The organism is Nocardia bhagyanarayanae (assembly GCF_006716565.1).
Taxonomy (GTDB): domain Bacteria; phylum Actinomycetota; class Actinomycetes; order Mycobacteriales; family Mycobacteriaceae; genus Nocardia; species Nocardia bhagyanarayanae.
Window position 1 is genome coordinate 2,482,956 of the sequence record NZ_VFPG01000001.1, and the last position, 18,549, is coordinate 2,501,504.

Consider the following 18,549-nt stretch of genomic DNA (forward strand, 5'->3'; position numbering starts at 1 on the left):
TCCCCGGATGGCTAGTGGCTGTTTCACATAAGTATGGGACCAACCCGCTGAGAACCAACTCGAGGTCTTGTTTTTACCGCTGGGAACATACCGTGCTGAGTGGGTAACGGCAATCTGGGGCACTCGGCGCGATAATTCTCTAATATGGCTACGCAGAACAAGTTTCGGTCGCAGAGCGAGAGTCGCAACGACCGAAATCCGCGCACGCCGGTGAAAGCCCCTGGTCATCGGTGGTGCCCTGCCGCGTCACCGGACCGGCCCACTTCGCGGCGTGTCGGGCGTGCCCTCTCAGTCGACTCTCAGTCGGTGCGGTCAAACTGGTGGCATGCGCATTCTGGTAGTCGACGACGATCGCGCCGTCCGTGAATCGCTGCGCCGGTCGCTGACCTTCAACGGCTACTCGGTCGATCTCGCGGTGGATGGTGTGGACGCCTTGGAGAAAGCCGCCGTCCAACGTCCGGACGCACTCGTGCTGGACGTGATGATGCCGAGATTGGACGGGCTCGAAGTTTGCCGACGGCTGCGCAGCACCGGTGATGATCTTCCGATTCTGGTTTTGACGGCCCGCGATTCGGTTTCCGAAAGGGTTGCCGGGCTGGATGCCGGAGCCGACGATTATCTGCCGAAACCATTCGCGCTCGAGGAATTGCTGGCGCGGCTGCGCGCTCTGCTGCGCCGCCGCGCGCCCGAACAGGGCGATACCTCCGAGGCGATGCTGTTCGCCGATCTGTCGCTGGACCCGGTGACCCGCGAGGTCTCCCGCGGCTCCCGCTCGATCAGCCTGACCCGCACCGAGTTCTCGCTGCTGGAAATGCTGATGGCCAACCCGCGCCGGGTGCTCACCCGCAGCCGGATCCTCGAAGAGGTGTGGGGTTACGACTTCCCGACCTCCGGCAACGCGCTCGAGGTCTACATCGGCTACCTGCGCCGCAAGACCGAGGCCGAGGGCGAGCCGCGGCTCATCCACACCGTGCGCGGCGTCGGTTACGTCCTGCGCGAGACACCACCCTAGGCCGCGCGGCAATGGCACGAAGCGTTCCACGGCGACCCGTCATCGCCACCCTCGGCCAGCCCGACCCGACCGAGATGCGGCCGCCGATGCCGCTGACCCGCTCGGTCTCGCTGCGCTGGCGGGTCACCCTGCTCGCCGCGTCGGTGGTGGCCATCGCGGTCGCCTTCACCTCCATCGCCGCCTACGCGATGGTGGCGCGGGCCCTCTACGCCGACGTCGACTCGCAATTGCGGGCGCGTGCCTCGACGATGATCGACAACAACTTCGAGAGCATGGGTTTTCAGTCGATCATCCTGGCCGGACTGTTCTCCAACGACGTCGGCGTCGCACTGATCTTCGCCGACCACAAGCCCTATATGCCGCCGCAGCAGACGATTCCGCCGGTGGGTGAGCAGGAGTTCGCCGTCGCCGACGGCAAGCTGAACTCCTCGCTGCGCACGGTGAGCAATCAGCGGGTGCTCGCGGTGCGCACGAACTCCGGTGCGACGCTGGTCATCTCCCAGCGGCTGGAGCCGACCCGTGAGGTGCTCGACCGGCTGGCCTGGCTGCTGTTCGTGGTCGGCGGCTGCGGTGTCGTGCTCGCCGCCGCGGCGGGTACCGCGGTGGGCCGCACGGGCCTGAGACCCATCGCCCGGCTGACGGCCGCGACCGAGCGCGTCGCGCGCACCGACGACCTCACGCCCATCCCGGTCACCGGCGACGACGAATTGGCGCGGCTCACGGACAGTTTCAACACGATGCTGCGGGCGCTCGCCGAATCACGCGACCGCCAGCGGCGTCTGGTCGCCGACGCCGGGCACGAGCTGCGCACGCCGCTGACCTCGTTGCGCACCAACATGGAGCTGCTCATCGCCTCGAGCAGGCCGGGCGCGCCCGCGATTCCCGAGGAGGACATGGCCGAGCTGCGCCAGGACGTGATGGCCCAGATCGAGGAGCTGTCCACCCTCGTCGGCGACCTCGTCGACCTGGCGCGCGAGGACGCGCCGGAGACGGTCTACGACCGGATCGATCTCGGCGAGGTGACCGAGCGGGCGCTGGAGCGCGCCAGGCGCCGTCGCGGCGCCATCGAGTTCGTCGCCGAGCTGCGGCCGTGGTTCGTCTACGGCCACGAGGCCGGACTCGAGCGGGCCGTGCTGAACGTGCTCGACAACGCGGCCAAGTGGAGTCCGGCGGGCGCCCAGGTGCTGGTCACCATGCGCGAGGCCGGACGGGGTCTGCTGGAACTCGCGGTGGACGACGCGGGCCCCGGCATCCCCTCGGACGAACGGGAGCTGGTGTTCGAGCGGTTCTACCGGACCACCGCCTCGCGGTCGATGCCCGGCTCGGGTCTCGGACTGGCCATCGTCAAGCAGGTCGTGACCAAGCACGGCGGCACTATCACGATCGATACGTCGGACCGCGGCGGCGCGCTGATCCGTATCGTGTTACCTGGTGAGGGTGACGGTCCCGCGTCAGCCCAGCAGATCTCGGAGAACTGAAAGCACGGTCTCAGTCGGCTCTAAGCCGTCGTCGGCACGCTGGTCGGCAGACGTGAGGAGAAGCGAGAAGCCATGACGGAGGATTTCCAGAACCGCAACGTGGAGCCGGGGAAGGCGGACGCCTCCGGTCCCCGGCCGACCGAGCAGTTCCCGGTCGCAGGCCATGCCGAGCACGCGGCATGGGCCGCTCCCGGTGCGGCACACCAGCAGCACTATCAATCACAACCGTTCCCCGAACCGGGTCACGGATTCGGCGGCCCGCCGCCCCCGCACACCATGCCCGGCGCGGCCTTCGGCGCGCAGCCTCCGCAGCCGCCCAAGCGCCCGTTCCGCGCCGGACTCGTCGCGGGCGCCGTGGCATTGGCGCTGGTCAGCGGCGGTATCGGCGGCGCGGTCGGTGCGCTGGCCACGCGGTCCGACGACGGCAGGGCCCAGGTGACCAACGCGCTGGACGCGCCGAAGCCCAATGTCAGCAACGCGTCCAACGCGCCCGCGGGTTCGACCCAGGCGGTGGCGCAGAAGGTGCTGCCGAGCGTCGTGATGATCAAGGTGGCGAGCAACCGCGCGCAGGGCGAGGGTTCTGGCGTCGTGCTCTCCTCCGACGGCCTGATCCTGACCAACAATCACGTGGCCGCCGGCGGTGGCGCCGGCGCGAAGATGGAGGTCATGTTCTCCGACGGGAGCAGCGCGCCCGCCACGCTGGTCGGCGCCGATCCGGTCTCCGACCTGGCGGTCATCAAGGTGCAGGGCAAGAGCGGTCTGACCCCGATCGAACTGGGCACCTCGGCGAATCTGCAGGTGGGTCAGCCGGTGATCGCCATCGGCTCGCCGCTCGGCCTGGCCGGGACCGTCACCACCGGCATCGTTTCCGCGCTGAACCGGCCGGTGTCGACCAGCGGCGAGGGCGGCCAGAACCCGAACGCCCCGCAGCCGGTGATCGATGCGATCCAGACCGACGCCGCCATCAACCCGGGCAACTCGGGCGGCGCGCTGGTGGACGCGAGCGGCAAGCTGATCGGCATCAACACCGCCATCGCCAGCCTCGGCGTCGGTGAGCTCGGCGGCCAGCAGAGCGGTTCGATCGGTCTCGGCTTCGCCATCCCCGTGGACCAGGCCCGCAGGGTCGCCGACGAGCTGATCAAGAACGGTCACGCCACCTACGCCCAGATCGGCATCAAGCTGCGCCCGCAGGACAGCGTCGCGCTGGTGCTGGAGGCGACCCCCGACGGCCCGGCCGCCAAGGCGGGCATCCCGGCGGGCTCCATCATCACCAAGCTGGACGATCGGCCCATCGATTCCGGCGAAGCGCTCATCGCCGCCGTCCGCTCACACCAACCGGGAGACAAGGTGAAGATCACCTATACCGACGAACAAGGCAACAACCCCAAGACCGTCGAGGTCACCCTCACCGGCGCACCCGCGGACGGTGGCCGGTGAGGCGGCTCGGTGACGCGGAATTGTCCAGCGCCGCCGCCGGGTTGCTCGGCACAGGCGCTACGGTGAGCACCATGGAAATCGATGCTCCTGTGGCGGGGCGTGCACTGGTGGTGGTCGTCGACGATCGAACGGCGCATGGAGGTGTGGACTCGCTCGGCCCGCTGGTCACCGAGCTGCTCACCGAGGCGGGTTTCCTCGTGGACGCGTCGGTGTCGGTGCAGGCCGACGAGGTGGAGATCCGCAACGCGCTGAACACGGCGGTGATCGGCGGCGTCGACCTGGTCATCTCGGTCGGCGGCACCGGAATGTCGCCGCGCGACGTGACACCCGAGGCGACCTCGCAGGTGCTGGACCGGGAACTGCCCGGTATCAGCGAGGCGCTCCGTTCGTCCGGCCGGGTCGCGGGTTCCCTGGACGCCGGCCTCTCGCGCGGTCTCGCGGGCATCTCGGGCAGCACCCTGGTCGTGAACCTGCCGGGCACCCGCTCCGCCATCCGCGACGGTATGGCAACCCTCTCGCCGCTCGCCAGCAAAGTGATCGGCGAACTGTCCGGATTGGCCGAATAATTCCGGCCGCCGACTCTTCCGACGTCCCTCGCCCCGCCGCGCGCCGGGCGAGGGACGCCGCGCGTCTGGCGCGGATCTTCGGCGACACCCTGCCGGACACCACCCGCGATGAACGCGGTGACGACCCGGACGACCGCCGCTCCGGCGACGACTGGTTGCGCTCCCAGGTGCCTCCGCACCACGGTTGAGCAAATTCCTACTGTTTAAGTACGTACTTCAGGGCGATATGGCTCTGTTATCCCCTCACAGTTTTCTATAAAGGACTGTGATCTACGCCATCGATTACGGCCCTGTCTCGTAAACGGTCGATGGCCTCATTGCGACTCGAACCGGCCGGTTCGATGAATGCGCGACATTCCCGCCTGCATTTATGCACGTCAAGCGATATTGGCATGTCAGTACCTGTGATCTACATCACAATCATCTTTACAATTCTTTACGTTGCCAGGCAGTTACCGACCGTTTAATCTTCGCCACGAGCCACCCAAACGAAGGTCCCCGCGGGCCCGGATACGGCACGTACGTCGTCGATCCGGCGGAGCCAGGCTCGGTTCCGTTGCCAGTGAGGGCGTTGCGCCGAAATAACAGCCGGTTACATATCGGCAACAAAGGGGCGACAAACTGAGCTGGGCCTGAGAGGACCACTGTCCAGCCTCGATGGTCGAGGTTGACTGTTTGAACCTGATGAGGGGAAGTATGAGCGAGAACCGCACCAACGGTCTGCGTCGCGGTGCCCGCGTCGCGGGCGTCGGCGCCGCCGCGGCCGTTGCCATGGGCCTGCTGTCGACCGGTGCTGCCAATGCCGACACCTTCGTGCCGTTGCCGGACGGTCAGAAGGTCGGGCCGGGCGTGACCCTGACTCGGACGGGTGAGCGCGCCCTGATTTCGCCGTCCCTTGCCGCCAACGGCGCCGGTCGCGTCGTCTGGGTCTCGGGTAACGCCACCGCCGATGTGACCGTCACCCCCGAGGGTGAAGTCGGCCCGAACAACGGCCCCGCGGGAGGCCCGGGCAGCAACAACTCCTCGACGCACGGCGCTTCCCAGCTGAGCACCGGCTACATCGTCGGTTGCCAGGTCAGCATCGCCGACGACGCCATCTCCGCGGGCGTCTCCGGTGGCGTCGACCTCGAAGGCTTCAGCATGGGCGGCTCCATCGGCCTCAACCTCGGCCCTGGCGAAGTGAAGTTCGTGCAGATCGACTACAAGGACATCCTGAAGCCGGGTGTGTACTCGGTCGAGTACCAGGACGCCGAGATCGAGATCCAGGGCTGCGCGGGCTACGCCCAGGCGCGCGCCTACACCGTGGTCGAGATCATCGGTGACCACTACTCGAAGACCACCCTCTACGGAGCGCCGTTCAGCATCGGCTGACGTCTGTCGAGTCCCAGCGGCGTGCGCGGGCCGGAAGCGGTCGCGCCAGTGACCGCGGCGCGCCGGTGACCGCCGTCGATCGAACACGAAAAATCTTCTCGCTCAAGCGAATTCAACCCTCGAGGGGTACAACAAATGATCAACCGTAAGAACGTGGCGCGGGTGGCCGGTGTCGGTGCCGCCGCCACCATCGCCATGGGCCTGTTCTCCACCGGCGCCGCGAACGCCGATACCTTCGTTCCGCTGCCGGGCGGCGAGATCGTCAAGCACCTGTCCGACGGCACCGTGGTGACCGTCCGCCTGGTCGGCGAGTCCGCGCTCATCAGCCCGTCCTTGGGTTCCACCCCGGTGCACCGCAACGCGTGGGTCTCCGGTTCGGCTCAGGTCGAGCTGTCCGGCACCGGTGCGGAAGCCGGCGGCAAGATCTTCCCGGGCTACACCGTCGGCTGCCAGGTGAACATCGCGGGCGGCGGCGCCGAGGGCGGCGTCGAGGCGGGTAGCGACTGGCAGGGTGAGAGCCCGAGCATCGGCGCGAGCAGCGGCGGCAACCTGTCGCTCGGCCCGGGCCAGGCGACGTCGTTCTACATCCTCGACATCGAGGAGGCCGACGACTTCGGCAACGAGGCACACAAGAAGCGCAACAAGTTCAAGGGCAGCAACGGCTCGGTCACCTGGTCCGACTCCACCATCGGCCTGTCGGGCTGCGGTGGCTACGCGCAGGCCCGCGCCTTCGTCAGCGTGGAGGTCGAGACCGACAACGTCGTCACCTGGGTGACGCTGTGGGGTCAGCCGTTCAGCCTCGGCTGATATCTCGAACCAACGGGCCCGTCGCTTCGGCGACGGGCCCGTTGTCGTTCGTCGACCGATCCCGGAGTTCCAACATGATCATGGGCGGAACGCCGAGTGACATCGTGGTTAACGCCGGGTGATCGCCCGCGCTAGGCTGGATCTGTCGTTCGGAGGGGACAAACCGGACGGCCGGCGGAAGCGGGCTTCCCGGGGCCTCGCTCCAGGACCCGCTTCCAGTTCGGTTCGGTATGCGCGTCCCCCACCCTCGCCGTTCCTGGGCGAGCAAATCGCGTATCCGCACCAGAATCGCTGTATCGCAAATGATTCTTCCGCGTCGCCGCCGGAAATGCTTTTTCACCTGCGCGGCGGGCAGTACCAGCATGAAGTTCGACGCCACCGCGGTAATAGCGAAATTCCATAATAGCGGCGGTGCCGAAACTGGCCTGAACGCATGCGGCTTATCGGCAATCATGTGGAAACCGGGGCCTAGTTCATCGCTTCCGACGAAAACCGCGAGCGGCGGATCGATGATTCCGTTGGTAAACCCGGTCGCGCTCGCGACGAACGCGGTCCCGATTACTACCGCAACGGCCAGGTAGGCGGCGTTTCCGCAGAAAATGGCGTCCTTCGGGCCTTCGAGCATTGCCGGTCTCTCCTCTTCGGCGGAGCTGTCGGTTGCCTCGGCGGAATCTGCATGCGGGGTATCGGGAGATGCCCCTGGAATCCGATTGGTTAATGTTCGGCGAACATATTTGTGTCGCGAAATGCGACGACCCAGGCGGTCAATGGAAGACCACCGTCAGCGCGGTGTGCAGCGAAGCGGCGGCGACCACCGTGGCGTGCTCCGAATCCATCGCGACCAGCACCACCCGGTCCGCCGCGCCCCGCCGCTCGCCGGGCTGGGAGACCAAGACCACGGCGGCGTCGCTGGCCAGCGTGCGGGCCGGTCGCGCGCCGGGCCCTTGCTGCTCGTCGCCGCCGATCACGTCGACGCGGTCGCCCGGTCGCAGGATCTCCGCCACCGCGGTGTCCGCCAGCCGGATCGGGACTATTCGCGCGTCACGCGCGCCCGCCGCCACCTCGGCCAAGCGCGGACCGATGACCCGCAGATCGGTGAACACCTCACCGGCTCGCATCGCGCCGGTCGACGTGGCGCCGAGCAGCGTCGCGGGGTCGCGCACCGCGCCGGCGGGGAGCGTGCCGGATTCGCGCGGCACCGCGGTCAGGTCACCCGATTCGAGCACCTTGCCGGGCGGTAGATCACGCCCGGCGACGACTACTTCCGCTCGCTCCGCGCTCGGATTCCCGCGCGCGAAGAGAACGACGGCCAGGAGCGTTAGAGCCGCCGCGAAGACGCGGCGGGCGAGCAGTCCATCGAGCCAGGGCGGCCGGTTCCACAGCGCGAAGCGCAGCGGGCTTCCGCGACCCAGATCGGCGAGTGCGCGAGTCATGGCCGGATCCTATGGCCAGGATCACACCGCGCCGGTCACCGAAAGGGCGATCTGTGGATCGGCGAGAGGCTGTGGACAACCGGCGAATCAGCTGGCGACGGCCGTGCTGGTGGTCGCGCTGGAGCTGCTCGACGAGCTCGACTCGGAACTCGACGTACCGGAGCCGCTGTCGGACTTCGCGGGCTCGCTCGCGGTGGACGCGCCGCCGCGGCTGTCGGTGCGGTAGAAACCACTGCCCTTGAAGACGATGCCGACCGAGTTGAACAGCTTGCGCAGCTTCCCGGAGCAGTTCTCGCAGACCGTCAGTGCGTCGTCGGTGAAGGACTGCACGATGTCGAAGCGGTTGTCACACTGGGTGCACGCGTATGAATAAGTTGGCACAGGATCCTCCGCAGGGTTCGTCGACTAGCACTCTACAGTCGACAGTGCCAACGCCGCCAATCGGTCGTTCATTCCGCGACCCGATCGCCGCCGAGTCGCCGCAATCCGCCGCGCGGCGTGAGGACCCAGCCCATCCGCAGGTCGTGCGGTTCCTCCGGCAGCCGGTCCACGAATTCGTCGTCGCGCACCACCGCGACCAGCCGGGCGCCCGGCCGCGCGGCCCCCAGTGTGCGGTCGTAGTGCCCGGCTCCGCGCCCCAGCCGGACGCCGCGGCGGTCCACCGCGAGCGCGGGAATCAGGATCAACTCGGCCAGCGCGACGGCCTCGACGCCGAGCGGGGGTCCGCTCGGCTCCCGCAGCCCGTACCTGGCCCGGCGCAGGTCGGCGGGGCCCGTGTACTCGGCCCAGTTCAACGGTTCGGCAGCGCCGGTGAGCGGCAGAAGCACGCGCGCCCCGGTCTCCCGCAGGGCTTCCAGTTGGGCCATCGACCCCGGCTCATCGCGTACCGGCACGTAGGCGCACACCCATTCGGAGACCAGCGGTGTCTCGAACTTGCCGATCGCTTCGGCCAGGGCCAGCGCCTCGCGCTCGCGCTCGTCCGCGGGCACCGCCGCCCGCCGGGCGAGAATTTCGCCACGCCATGCATGTTTGTCCCGCTCGCCGGGCATCTCCATGTGGATCACCATAAGCTCACCGGGTGCCAGGTCGCCGCGACGGCGGTCGGGCGGTGTGATGGATGGATAGGGTATGCGTATGACAGCACAGGCAGGACAGTCCGCGGATGGTGCGCCGACGTCGTGTTTCCGCACGGCAGTCGTGCCCGCGGCCGGGCTCGGGACCCGCTTCCTGCCCGCGACCAAGACGGTGCCCAAAGAGTTGCTGCCGGTGGTGGACACTCCTGGTATCGAACTGGTCGCGAGCGAGGCCGCCGACTCCGGCGCGAACCGGCTCGTGATCGTGACCTCGCCAGGCAAGGACGGCGTCGTCGCCCACTTCGTCGAGGACTTGGTGCTGGAGAGCACCCTCGCCGAGCGCGGCAAATTCCAGTTGCTCGAGAAGGTGCGCAAGGCGCCCGCCCTGCTGGACGTCACCTCGGTGGTCCAGGAGGAGCCGCTCGGCCTCGGCCACGCGGTGGCGCAGGCCGAGCAGGCGCTCGACGACGACGAGGACGCGATCGCGGTCCTGCTCCCGGACGACCTGGTGCTGCCGTGCGGCGTGCTCGACGTCATGAGCCGCGTCCGGCGCAAGCGCGGCGGCAGCGTGCTGTGCGCCATCGATGTGCCGAAGGACCAGGTCAGCGCCTACGGCGTCTTCGACGTCGCGCCGGTGCCCGACGCGACCAACCCGAACGTGTTGCGGGTCAACGGAATGGTGGAGAAGCCCGCGCTCGCCGACGCGCCGTCGACCTTCGCGGCCGCGGGCCGATACCTGTTGGACCGGGCCATCTTCGACGCGCTGCGGCGGATCGAGCCGGGCGCCGGTGGTGAGTTGCAACTCACCGACGCCATCGCGCTGCTGATCGACGAGGGACACCCGGTTCACGTCGTCGTGCACCGTGGGTCGCGCCACGATTTGGGCAACCCGGGCGGTTATCTTCGTGCTGCGGTCGATTTCGCTTTGGAACGAGAGGAATACGGCCCGGCCCTGCGGGAGTGGCTGCAGCACCGGCTCGGTCCGGACTGGGATCCGCAGCTGACGACGGACGACTGAGCGAAAGCTCGGCTTTCGTCGGCAGTGGACCGTCGGGTACGAATGATGGTTCACCGAACGCGGTTGCGTCGAAGCGCGTGCGGCGGAATCGGTTCGATGTGCGGAGTAGATCAGGAAGGGCTGGATGCGCTCGGTTGAGGATCAGCAGATCAAGGTGACCGCGGCGGCGGTCGCTCCCCGGCCGGTCCGGGTCGCGATCTCCGAGGCCCAGGGCCTGCTGTGCGCCGAGGACGTGGTCACCGAGCGGCCGCTGCCCGGTTTCGACCAGGCGGCCATCGACGGTTACGCGGTGCGCAGCGTCGACGTGGCCGCCGCCGGGTCCGATATCCGCAACGAGGACGGCGAGCTGGTCGATCTGACGTTGCCGGTGGTCGGCGAGGTGGTCGCGGGTTCTCGGCAGCCGATCCGGTTGCAGCCGCGCCAGACGGTGCGCGTCGACACCGGCGCTCCGCTGCCCACGCTCGCCGACGCCGTCCTGCCGCTGGACTTCACCGACGGCGGCCGAGCCAGGATCAAGGTCTACGAGCCCGTCCGCTCCGGCGATTACGTGCGGCGCATCGGCGACGACGTGCAGCCGGGCGATGTCGCGGTGCGCGCTGGCACCATCATCGGTCCCGCTCAGGTGGGTCTGCTGGCCGCGGTGGGCCAGGACAAGGTGCTCGTGCATCCGCGGCCGCGGCTGTCGGTGATCTCGGTCGGCGGCGAGTTGATCGACATCGATCGCACGCCCGGCCCCGGCCAGGTCTACGACGTCAACTCCTACGCGCTGGCGGCGGCCGCCAGGGACGCGGGCGCGGACGTGAATCGCGTCGGCATCGTCAGCGCGGACCCGCGGCGGCTGCGCGACGTCGTCGAGGGTCAGCTGGTGCGTTCGGAGGTCGTCGTCATCGCGGGCGCGGTCGGCGGCTGGGCCTCCGAGCAGGTGCGCGAGGCGCTGGAGGGGCTCGGCGAACTCGAAATCGCCCGTGTCGCCATGCATCCCGGTTCGGTGCAGGGTTTCGGCATGCTCGGGCGCGACGAGGTGCCGACCTTCCTGCTGCCGTCGAATCCCGTTGGCGCGCTTGTGGTGTTCGAGGTGATGGTGCGTCCGTTGATCCGGATCGCGCTGGGCCGCAGACATCCGATGCGCCGCATCATCCGGGCCAGAACCATCACGCCCATCAGTTCGATGATCGGGCGCAAAGGCTTTCTGCGCGCCCAGCTCATGCGCGACGAATCCACCGGCGACTACTTGGTGCAGCCCCTCGGCGGCGGCGCCGGTTCCTCGCATCTGCTTGCCACGATGGCCGAGGCGAACAGCCTGATCATCATCGACCCGGAGGACACCGAGGTCAGGACCGGTGACGAGGTGCAGGTCGCCTTCCTCTCCCAGCGCGGCTGAAGCGTGGAGTCCATGAACGTCTTCCGGGTCACCCAGCATCCGGGGTGGCCCGCGCGTCTCGGTCCGGTGCGCGTCGCCGCTGGGCAGGTCACGTTGCGGCCGGTGCGGTTGCGCGACGCGGCGGCATGGAGCCGCATCAGGTTGCGCGACCGCGAGCATCTGGAGCCGTGGGAGCCGACCGGCCGGGGCGCGTGGGAGGCGCGCAACCACGCGTCGAATTGGCCCTCGCTGTGGTCGAGCCTGAAGGCCGAGGCCAGACGCGGCGCGATGATCCCGCTCGTCATCGAGGTCGACGGCTCTTTCAGCGGCCAGTTGACCGTCGGCAACATCGTCCGGGGAGCGCTGCGTTCGGCGTGGATCGGCTATTGGGTGGCCAAGGACCTCAGCGGGCAGGGCGTGGCCACCGCCGCGCTGGCGCTCGGACTCGACCACTGTTTCGGTCCCGTCGGGTTGCATCGCGTCGAGGCGACCGTGCGCCCGGAAAACCTTGCCAGCCAGGCGGTGTTGCGCAATGTAGGCTTCCGCGAGGAGGGCCTGCTTCGTCGCTATCTCGATGTCGACGGCGCTTGGCGCGATCATCTGCTCGTCGGTCTGACGGTGGAGGAGATCAGCGGAACCGTGATTGATCGGTTGGTGCGAGAGGGACGGGTCATCCTGCCCTGAGGATCGCAGCTCTTTTGCGAGAAGTTTGCTATCTGGCAGTCGTGGGAAGGAATCCCGGGAGGCTCCGCGTTCGCTCCGGCCGTGCGCAGAGTCCTCGGGTGGGCTTCCCCCGGCAATCGATACGAGACGAGCAGGACGATACCGGCGTGACACGTCAACTCCCGCGAGGCACGCGGACGGATGGGCAGTGTTGTGACAGATGTGGCGGATGTGCACGGCGCGCCTGCCGTACTCGCGTGGCGCGCCGAATTAACCTACGGACGTCGGTGCTGCGTCTTGCGGTACCGGCAGGGAGCCTGAAAGGCGTCTTCGGACCTAGGGCCGCGTCCGAGCGCGTGAGCGGTAGCGAACGCACGACGCGGCGCGTCATCCGAGCGCGGGCCGAACGGACGAACAGGTGGGGACGGAGGTGATGACCTGATGCCGAACTCGATTCTGTGGATCGGGCTCGTCGTGCTCTGGGTCTTCGTCCTGTTCCCGATCTTGGCCGACCGGCACCCCAGGATCCGGCAGACCACCGACGCGGCACTGGCGACCCGTGTATTGCACCGCGGCGGCTCCAAGCGGCGCATGAAGAAGGGGCCGGCGGCCGGGCACGACAGCGACCCGGACTATCGGCCGACCCGAGTGCAGAGAAAGCGTTTTCACAGCGATGATGCGGAGGACCGGATGAGCGCACCGGCCGACGAGCAAGTCACCGAGGTCGACGAGGACAAGGAAGCGCGGGAGGACATCCCGGCGCTCGAGGCGGGCCCCGCGTCCGCCGTCCACTCCGACGACGCCGATCACGAACCTGCCGAGGCGGATTCGGGCGACACGGACGACGCCGTGACGAGCGAGGCCGATCGTGCGACGGATTCCGAGTCGGATCTCGACTCGGATCTCGATTCGGACGAGAACGACACCGAGACAGCCCGAACGCCTGCGGACGCGGACGCCGCGGCCGATGATGACGACGTGGCCGATGACGACGAAGAGGCCGCGGCGTACTACGAACCCACCACGGCACGTATCCCGCCCGCCCGTTCCGCCGCACCCGCGCGCGTCCCGGACACCGAATACCAAACCGACTCCGACGAACCGGAATTCGTCCCGACCCGGCGCGGCCGCGGCGGCTTCGATCCGGAAGCCGACGCGATGGCCCGCGCCGCGCGCTACACCTTCCGGCAGCGCGCCGTTCTCGGCCTGCTGCTGACCGGCATCCTCTGCGGTGCGCTGGGGATCGTCGTCAGCCCGCTGCTGTGGTGGGCCTGCGGACTGTCCGTCGTCGTCCTCGGCACCTACCTGGCGTACCTGCGCAAGCAGGTGCGCATGGAAGAGGAGATCCGCCGCCGCCGCGCCTCCCGCCTCACCCGCGGCCGCGACGGCCAGGAGGATCAGCACCGCGCCGACGACACCGAGACCCGCCGCGGCATGGACCGCGAAACCGCTCGCGCCCTGCGCCGCCGCTCCGTCCTCCTCGACGCCGTCGACGAAGACCCCATGTTCGAACACCTCGAGACCTTCGACCCCGCCACCGCCCGCGCCCTCCGCGGCCGCATCAGCGGCGACATGCGCCGGGCAGTAGGCGAATAACCGCAGCTCAGGCAGGCGATTCGGTAACTCGCCGCATCGCCTGCTACAGTGGCACAGCGCGGTTCCCCCGGGAACCGCACGGGGCTATAGCGCAGTTGGTAGCGCGTCTCGTTCGCATCGAGAAGGTCAGGGGTTCGATTCCCCTTAGCTCCACAGTTTCCGCAGGTAAGGGCGGGTTTTCGAGTCAGACTCGGGAACCCGCCCTTTCGCATCTTCCAACTAAGTCCCAACTATGTCCCTGCCCCGGTGACCGCGCGTTCGAGTGCTTCGGCGGCGGCGTGGTGGGTTCGCCCGCGTGCCATGTAGTGCCGCTGTGTCATGGCCGGGTCGGCGTGGCCGAGGACATCGGCGGTGACTCGCGCCGAAAGCCCGGCGTCATCGAGGATCGTCGCCACCGCATGACGGAAGCTGTGCGCGGTGATGTCGTCGGCCATGCCGAGGGCGTCCCGAACGCGCTGCCATTCGTGGCCGACGTTCTTCGGATCGCGCAGCGTCCACACCGTCGAGGGGAACACCAGATCGAGCATTGGTGCGTCCGAGTCGGGAGGTGACGCCAGTTTCCGGGCCGCGAGTGCCGCTCGACGCCGCTTCAACATCTGAACCGCAAAGTCGGGTAGGGCGATGGTGTTGCGCCGGTTCTTCGGGTCGTCCTCCACCCCGAGCCGGACCAAGCCGTCGCCTTTCACGCGGACGACCTTGCCAGTGGCACGCAGGGTGCGCGCCTCGAGGTCGATGTCCGACCACAACAGGCCGAGTATCTGACTGCGCCGCAGCCCGGTTGCCGCGAGCAGGGTCACCAGGTCGGCCAGGTCGGCGCTGTCGAAGTAGTCGGCGACCGTTGGCGGGGTGTATGCCTTGACCGGTGTGCCCCGGTTGCGCTCGGCCCTGGACAGCTTGCGCGGGCACGGCACCTGCGAGGTTCGTACAGCGGTGAGGATGAACCGCAACTCATCGATGGTGAGATCGCGGGCGCCACCGGTGCGGCCCTTGGCCTCGATGTTCTTGGCCATCTGCGATTCCCGGACCGGGTCACGGTCAGGGCATCTTTGCGCACGGCATAACGGAACATCCCCGACAGCACGTTGCGGGCCGTGCGCATCGAGGACGGCCCCTTGGCTTCACCTACCTGTTTGAGGAACGCCTCCACTGCTGAGGTGGTGACCTCGAGAAGCCGCCGCTCACCGAACGCGGTGTTGAACAGCTCCGCGACCACGTCGTAGCGATCCAGCGTGTTACCCGCACGGCCCTGTTCGACCAGATGTGCCCGATACAGCGCCCACAGTTGCCGAACGCTCGTGGACTCCGACAACTCCCCGCCCAAGTCCACACGGATGCTCTTGGCCGCCGCCATGACCGCATCCAGCGCGCGTGATCCATTGCGGTCCGCGATCTTTCGGCCGCGTGCGTCGAGCTTGATGGGCTACCACTTGACCCCGAGAAGGCGTGACTTCGAATTTGCGCACGTCGAGGTCATTCCAGTGGACTCGTAGTCGGCGGTTCGGCATCCGACTGTCGGGATACGTCTGGGCCAGGGCGCCTACTGAGACCGCTCGCTTTCTCGGAGCCGGCAGGCACAAAATGGACGGAGCTCGTCCTACCTGGCCCAATCGAATTCCGCGGGGAGACCGCGACACGGACCACTTCTTCGATATCGGCATTCATTAGGGCAGCTATTTTGTGATTGCGCATCATGACCTGCACGCCATGGTCATCCAGTAAGGAGCGGTCAGCTGTTCCCACTGTTCCAAGTAACTATATTGGCGTCGTAATATTCTTCTTCCTCTTGGTGTTGGGGATTTACCAATGTGATATATACATAGTTTTCACGATGGCAAGTAAAGACGACGACCCTTGGATGATCCCATCGAAATTCAACCGCCATACCAAGCAGTGGCTCGGGCTTGAGTCCTAGGACTGAGGTAATCCTTTGGCTGAGCTGTACGAACCAGCGTTTGGTGAGTTCGCTGGATTCCAGATCATCGGCATCCAACGTGTCGGTAGCACGGTATTCGATGTATCTGAGTCGACCCTCCAGACAGAATGAACGTCCTGCGGCTTGGTTTACCTCGAGATCTGTGACGATATCCGTGCCACTTGGCCATCGTTCGGTAACCGTCCAACCAGCGGATGCGTAGAATAGGTCCTGATCCTCAAGTGACCATGTCCAGTCGAATTCTGCTGCCAGGCGCACGATTTCGCCGGCGCGATCAACATCAGCCCTCATGTTCGCATCGTACTGTGAGTCCGACATGGACGTGCTCCTCGGGTTGCGGGGTATTCCGCAGCGGGGCCGGCCCCGTCCGCGACTTCGCCCTCGGCTCCAAGATCCGCCATCCGGATTACCTACCCAAGGTTGCTTGACGAGGCACTATTCCCAAAGCTGGGATTCGGCCACCGCCGCGCCGGTTCCTAGGGACCCCGGGTTGGGTCGTCCAGTCGCGTCGCGAAGGGCATGTGACCAATGGTCTGATTCGCGAAATATTTTGTGCCGCAATCTTGAAGGCTTTGTTCGCGAGAGAGCGGAAGAAGTGGGGAACCCCCGGGAATCAATAGGGAAAAGAAGGAAGAGATAACCGGTAGCCCAACAGATCAGAACTCGCCGAATTTCTCTCTACAGAGTTAAGAGCGGCGCGCATGCGCGCGCCGCCCACGGTCGCCCCGCCCTCCGCTCCGCTCCGGTCGGTGTAACCTGGCCCAGGACAGGTGTCCGTTGCCAGTTGAGGTGGCGCAGCTTTCGGGCCATGATCAGCGCTGTGTCATGCAGGTGGCAGAAGGTCAGGCTGGTTCTCTGCCAGATTGTTGACGCAAGTCAGCGTTTCGATGCTGCCCGAAGTTGATCGAATGCTCGGCATGATGGGCTTTGGTCGAGGAACTTCTTGATCTGCGCGGAGCAGTCCTCGACGGAGTCGGTGCTGGTGATGGTGGCGGAATGGCCGCTGACCGGCAGCGGTCGCCGGGTGTCGGGCCGCGGCGGCTGAAGACGTAGTCGTGGACCGATGGCCACCGGCGTTGCCCGCGATGGATAAGCCGGTACGCCTAACCCCGCCAGGGTGACCCGTCATACAGGGTCGTCTGCTCGCCACCCCTTCTGCGTGTGGTCACTGACCAGGTCTCGCCCTCAATCAGGATGGGATCGAGGGACATTTGATCGGTGTACGAGTTCGCGTCATCGTCTTTATAGGCAAACGCGATCACGGTCTCCCGGGGGATGCCGTCGACATTCATGCGACGGCCTTCCTCGTCGCACTCCTCGCCAAGAATGAAAAACTCACTTCTTGAGATGTAACCCGGAGCCCATGCGTCGATCGGCTTAGAGAACCGTCGACGCACAAACGGTATTATGCTGCTCGATCCATCGGGCAACTTCAAGCGTCCCGTATAACGACCGCTCCGAGCCCGCTGCGGCAACCTCGCAACGAGAAGTCCAGGGAGAACCCGGTTTCGACCGCATGGTGGACACTCGGAGTCATGCAAGCTCTAACGATCCTCGAGCACGGGACCGGACCTGCGGTGGCACTCGTGCACGGTGGCGCGGGGCCGAAGACAACCTGGACCGGGCTGGACTCGCTGTCCGCACGGTGGACGCTGCTGTGTGTGTATCGGCGCGGCTTCGGTGCGAGTCCGCCGCCGCCGGGTGGGCAACAGGACTTCGAGATCGACGCGGACGATCTCGGACGCATATTCCCGGACCGGCGCCCACATGTGGTCGCCCATTCCTACGGGGTACTCGGGGCGCTCCTCGCCGCCGTCCAGGCACCCGGGACCGTGCGCTCGCTCACGCTCATCGAACCACCCCTATACTTCCTCGCCCCTGATGATCCGGAAGTGGCTCGGCTGGAGAGTCTGGGCAATGCGGTGCTCACCCACGGTCTCGACGCCGACCCCGCGACACTGCGCGAATTCCTCACTCTCGCAGGGGCACCGGATGGGGGAGGGAGTCGATTGTCCGATGGGGCCGTGCGCCGCGCCTGGGGCGCTCGTTTACCGGGGCAAGCACGACCGGACCTGACCGCCTTGCGCGCGGCCGATGTCCCTGTTCTAGTCGCATCAGGTGGACACTCTTCCGGTCTGGAACGGATCTGCGACCTGCTCGCCGACGCAGTCGGGGCACAACGGCTCATAGCACCGGGTGCGGGCCATTTCGTCCCGGCCGCAGCGGGTTTCGTCGACCGGCTCGAAGAGTTTCTCTCGTCGGTCAGTGGCACAGGATCGAGCTGACCTGTTCCGGCCTGGCAACAGCGGGCACCGCATCAGTTCCGGCCAGTCGGCATCGACGTCGATCAACAGCGCATCGGATGCAACGAGAGTCTGTCGGCGACGAGATGCTCACGACAGGTCGGTGCGGTAATACCCCCCCGCGGGAGATGGGTAGGGATCAGGTGGCTTTGGACATCGTTGTGCAGGACATCAACCACGCCGAGCAACACCGCTTCGGTGACGATGCGGACGAAACGTTGCTCAAGCTGTGCGCGACACAGCCCGAAACCAGTTTGGTACGGGGGATCTACCGGTACGGCGAAACCATGTTCAACCGGTACCAGCTGGGCTTGATCCTGGATCAAATCGAGGGGATCGAGGCGCGGACAGATGCCGAGCGGCAGGCTGTCGACCTGCTGCGACGGGCGGCGTCGATCGCGCTTCGCGCAAACGGATATCTCTTGTTCATCGGCGACTGACGGGTGTTGTCGGTTGCGGAAGCGCTGTAATCCAAAGGGCTCCACGACATCCGCAGCGT

The 18,549-nt window shown here is 66.9% G+C and carries 18 protein-coding genes and 1 tRNA gene; 13 read left to right on the top strand and 6 right to left on the bottom strand.

The features are described from left to right. Positions 1-325: 325 nt before the first annotated feature. From FB390_RS10345 to FB390_RS10370, 6 genes are all read left to right on the top strand, one after another. The gene (locus FB390_RS10345) at positions 326-1,012 is read left to right on the top strand and encodes a response regulator transcription factor (protein WP_141808761.1); all 687 of its coding nucleotides are present in this window, start codon (positions 326-328) and stop codon (positions 1,010-1,012) included. An 11-nt stretch (positions 1,013-1,023) separates the two neighbouring features. Next, positions 1,024-2,490 (top strand): HAMP domain-containing sensor histidine kinase, encoded by a 1,467-nt coding sequence (locus FB390_RS10350; RefSeq protein WP_141808762.1) that lies wholly within the window; start codon positions 1,024-1,026, stop codon positions 2,488-2,490. Between the two features lie 72 nt (positions 2,491-2,562). Next, positions 2,563-3,927, top strand: coding sequence for a S1C family serine protease (locus FB390_RS10355; protein WP_185756990.1), 1,365 nt, complete (start codon positions 2,563-2,565; stop codon positions 3,925-3,927). A gap of 71 nt (positions 3,928-3,998) precedes the next feature. Then, entirely contained in the window at positions 3,999-4,493 is a 495-nt protein-coding gene (locus FB390_RS10360; RefSeq protein WP_067784792.1) for a MogA/MoaB family molybdenum cofactor biosynthesis protein, read from the top strand. 696 nt (positions 4,494-5,189) lie between these two features. Further along, complete coding sequence (locus FB390_RS10365) at positions 5,190-5,864, top strand: MspA family porin (protein ID WP_141808763.1); 675 nt, start codon at positions 5,190-5,192, stop codon at positions 5,862-5,864. Between the two features lie 135 nt (positions 5,865-5,999). Further along, positions 6,000-6,671, top strand: a complete 672-nt coding sequence (locus FB390_RS10370) for an MspA family porin (protein WP_141808764.1) — start codon at positions 6,000-6,002, stop codon at positions 6,669-6,671. Here FB390_RS10370 and FB390_RS10375 read toward each other — a convergent pair. From FB390_RS10375 to FB390_RS10390, 4 genes are all read right to left on the bottom strand, one after another. After that, a complete protein-coding gene (locus FB390_RS10375) occupies positions 6,658-7,296 on the bottom strand; it encodes an MscL family protein (protein WP_141808765.1) in 639 nt (212 codons plus the stop codon). The two genes, FB390_RS10370 and FB390_RS10375, sit on opposite strands and share 14 nt — an antisense overlap. Positions 7,297-7,435: 139 nt before the next feature. Continuing rightward, on the bottom strand, positions 7,436-8,104 hold the full coding sequence (locus FB390_RS10380) for an SAF domain-containing protein (RefSeq protein ID WP_141808766.1): 669 nt from the start codon (positions 8,102-8,104) through the stop codon (positions 7,436-7,438). A gap of 87 nt (positions 8,105-8,191) precedes the next feature. Continuing rightward, on the bottom strand, positions 8,192-8,485 hold the full coding sequence (locus tag FB390_RS10385) for an FmdB family zinc ribbon protein (RefSeq protein WP_141808767.1): 294 nt from the start codon (positions 8,483-8,485) through the stop codon (positions 8,192-8,194). A gap of 68 nt (positions 8,486-8,553) precedes the next feature. Further along, the gene (locus FB390_RS10390; RefSeq protein WP_246123949.1) at positions 8,554-9,159 is read right to left on the bottom strand and encodes a 5-formyltetrahydrofolate cyclo-ligase; all 606 of its coding nucleotides are present in this window, start codon (positions 9,157-9,159) and stop codon (positions 8,554-8,556) included. A gap of 79 nt (positions 9,160-9,238) precedes the next feature. On the opposite strand from FB390_RS10390, the gene FB390_RS10395 reads away from it, so the two are divergent. From FB390_RS10395 to FB390_RS10415, 5 genes are all read left to right on the top strand, one after another. Further along, entirely contained in the window at positions 9,239-10,195 is a 957-nt protein-coding gene (locus FB390_RS10395; protein ID WP_067784322.1) for a UTP--glucose-1-phosphate uridylyltransferase, read from the top strand. Positions 10,196-10,319: 124 nt separating this feature from the next. Then, positions 10,320-11,576 (top strand): molybdotransferase-like divisome protein Glp, encoded by a 1,257-nt coding sequence (gene glp, locus FB390_RS10400; protein ID WP_141808769.1) that lies wholly within the window; start codon positions 10,320-10,322, stop codon positions 11,574-11,576. A 12-nt stretch (positions 11,577-11,588) separates the two neighbouring features. Then, entirely contained in the window at positions 11,589-12,239 is a 651-nt protein-coding gene (locus FB390_RS10405; protein WP_141808770.1) for a GNAT family N-acetyltransferase, read from the top strand. Between the two features lie 420 nt (positions 12,240-12,659). Further along, positions 12,660-13,814, top strand: a complete 1,155-nt coding sequence (sepX, locus tag FB390_RS10410; protein WP_141808771.1) for a divisome protein SepX/GlpR — start codon at positions 12,660-12,662, stop codon at positions 13,812-13,814. Between the two features lie 80 nt (positions 13,815-13,894). Next, positions 13,895-13,967, top strand: a tRNA-Ala gene (locus FB390_RS10415). Between the two features lie 77 nt (positions 13,968-14,044). Here FB390_RS10415 and FB390_RS10420 read toward each other — a convergent pair. Together FB390_RS10420 and FB390_RS10425 are read right to left on the bottom strand one after the other, a co-directional pair. Continuing rightward, positions 14,045-14,824 (bottom strand): tyrosine-type recombinase/integrase, encoded by a 780-nt coding sequence (locus tag FB390_RS10420; RefSeq protein ID WP_246123950.1) that lies wholly within the window; start codon positions 14,822-14,824, stop codon positions 14,045-14,047. A gap of 716 nt (positions 14,825-15,540) precedes the next feature. Further along, positions 15,541-16,038 (bottom strand): DUF6301 family protein, encoded by a 498-nt coding sequence (locus FB390_RS10425; protein WP_141808772.1) that lies wholly within the window; start codon positions 16,036-16,038, stop codon positions 15,541-15,543. A gap of 1,244 nt (positions 16,039-17,282) precedes the next feature. On the opposite strand from FB390_RS10425, the gene FB390_RS10430 reads away from it, so the two are divergent. Both FB390_RS10430 and FB390_RS10435 read left to right on the top strand, forming a co-directional pair. After that, on the top strand, positions 17,283-18,032 hold the full coding sequence (locus FB390_RS10430; RefSeq protein ID WP_141808773.1) for an alpha/beta fold hydrolase: 750 nt from the start codon (positions 17,283-17,285) through the stop codon (positions 18,030-18,032). Between the two features lie 161 nt (positions 18,033-18,193). Then, positions 18,194-18,490 carry a hypothetical protein gene (locus tag FB390_RS10435; protein ID WP_141808774.1) on the top strand — a complete coding sequence of 99 codons (297 nt, stop codon included), beginning with the start codon at positions 18,194-18,196 and terminating at the stop codon, positions 18,488-18,490. Positions 18,491-18,549: the final 59 nt, after the last annotated feature.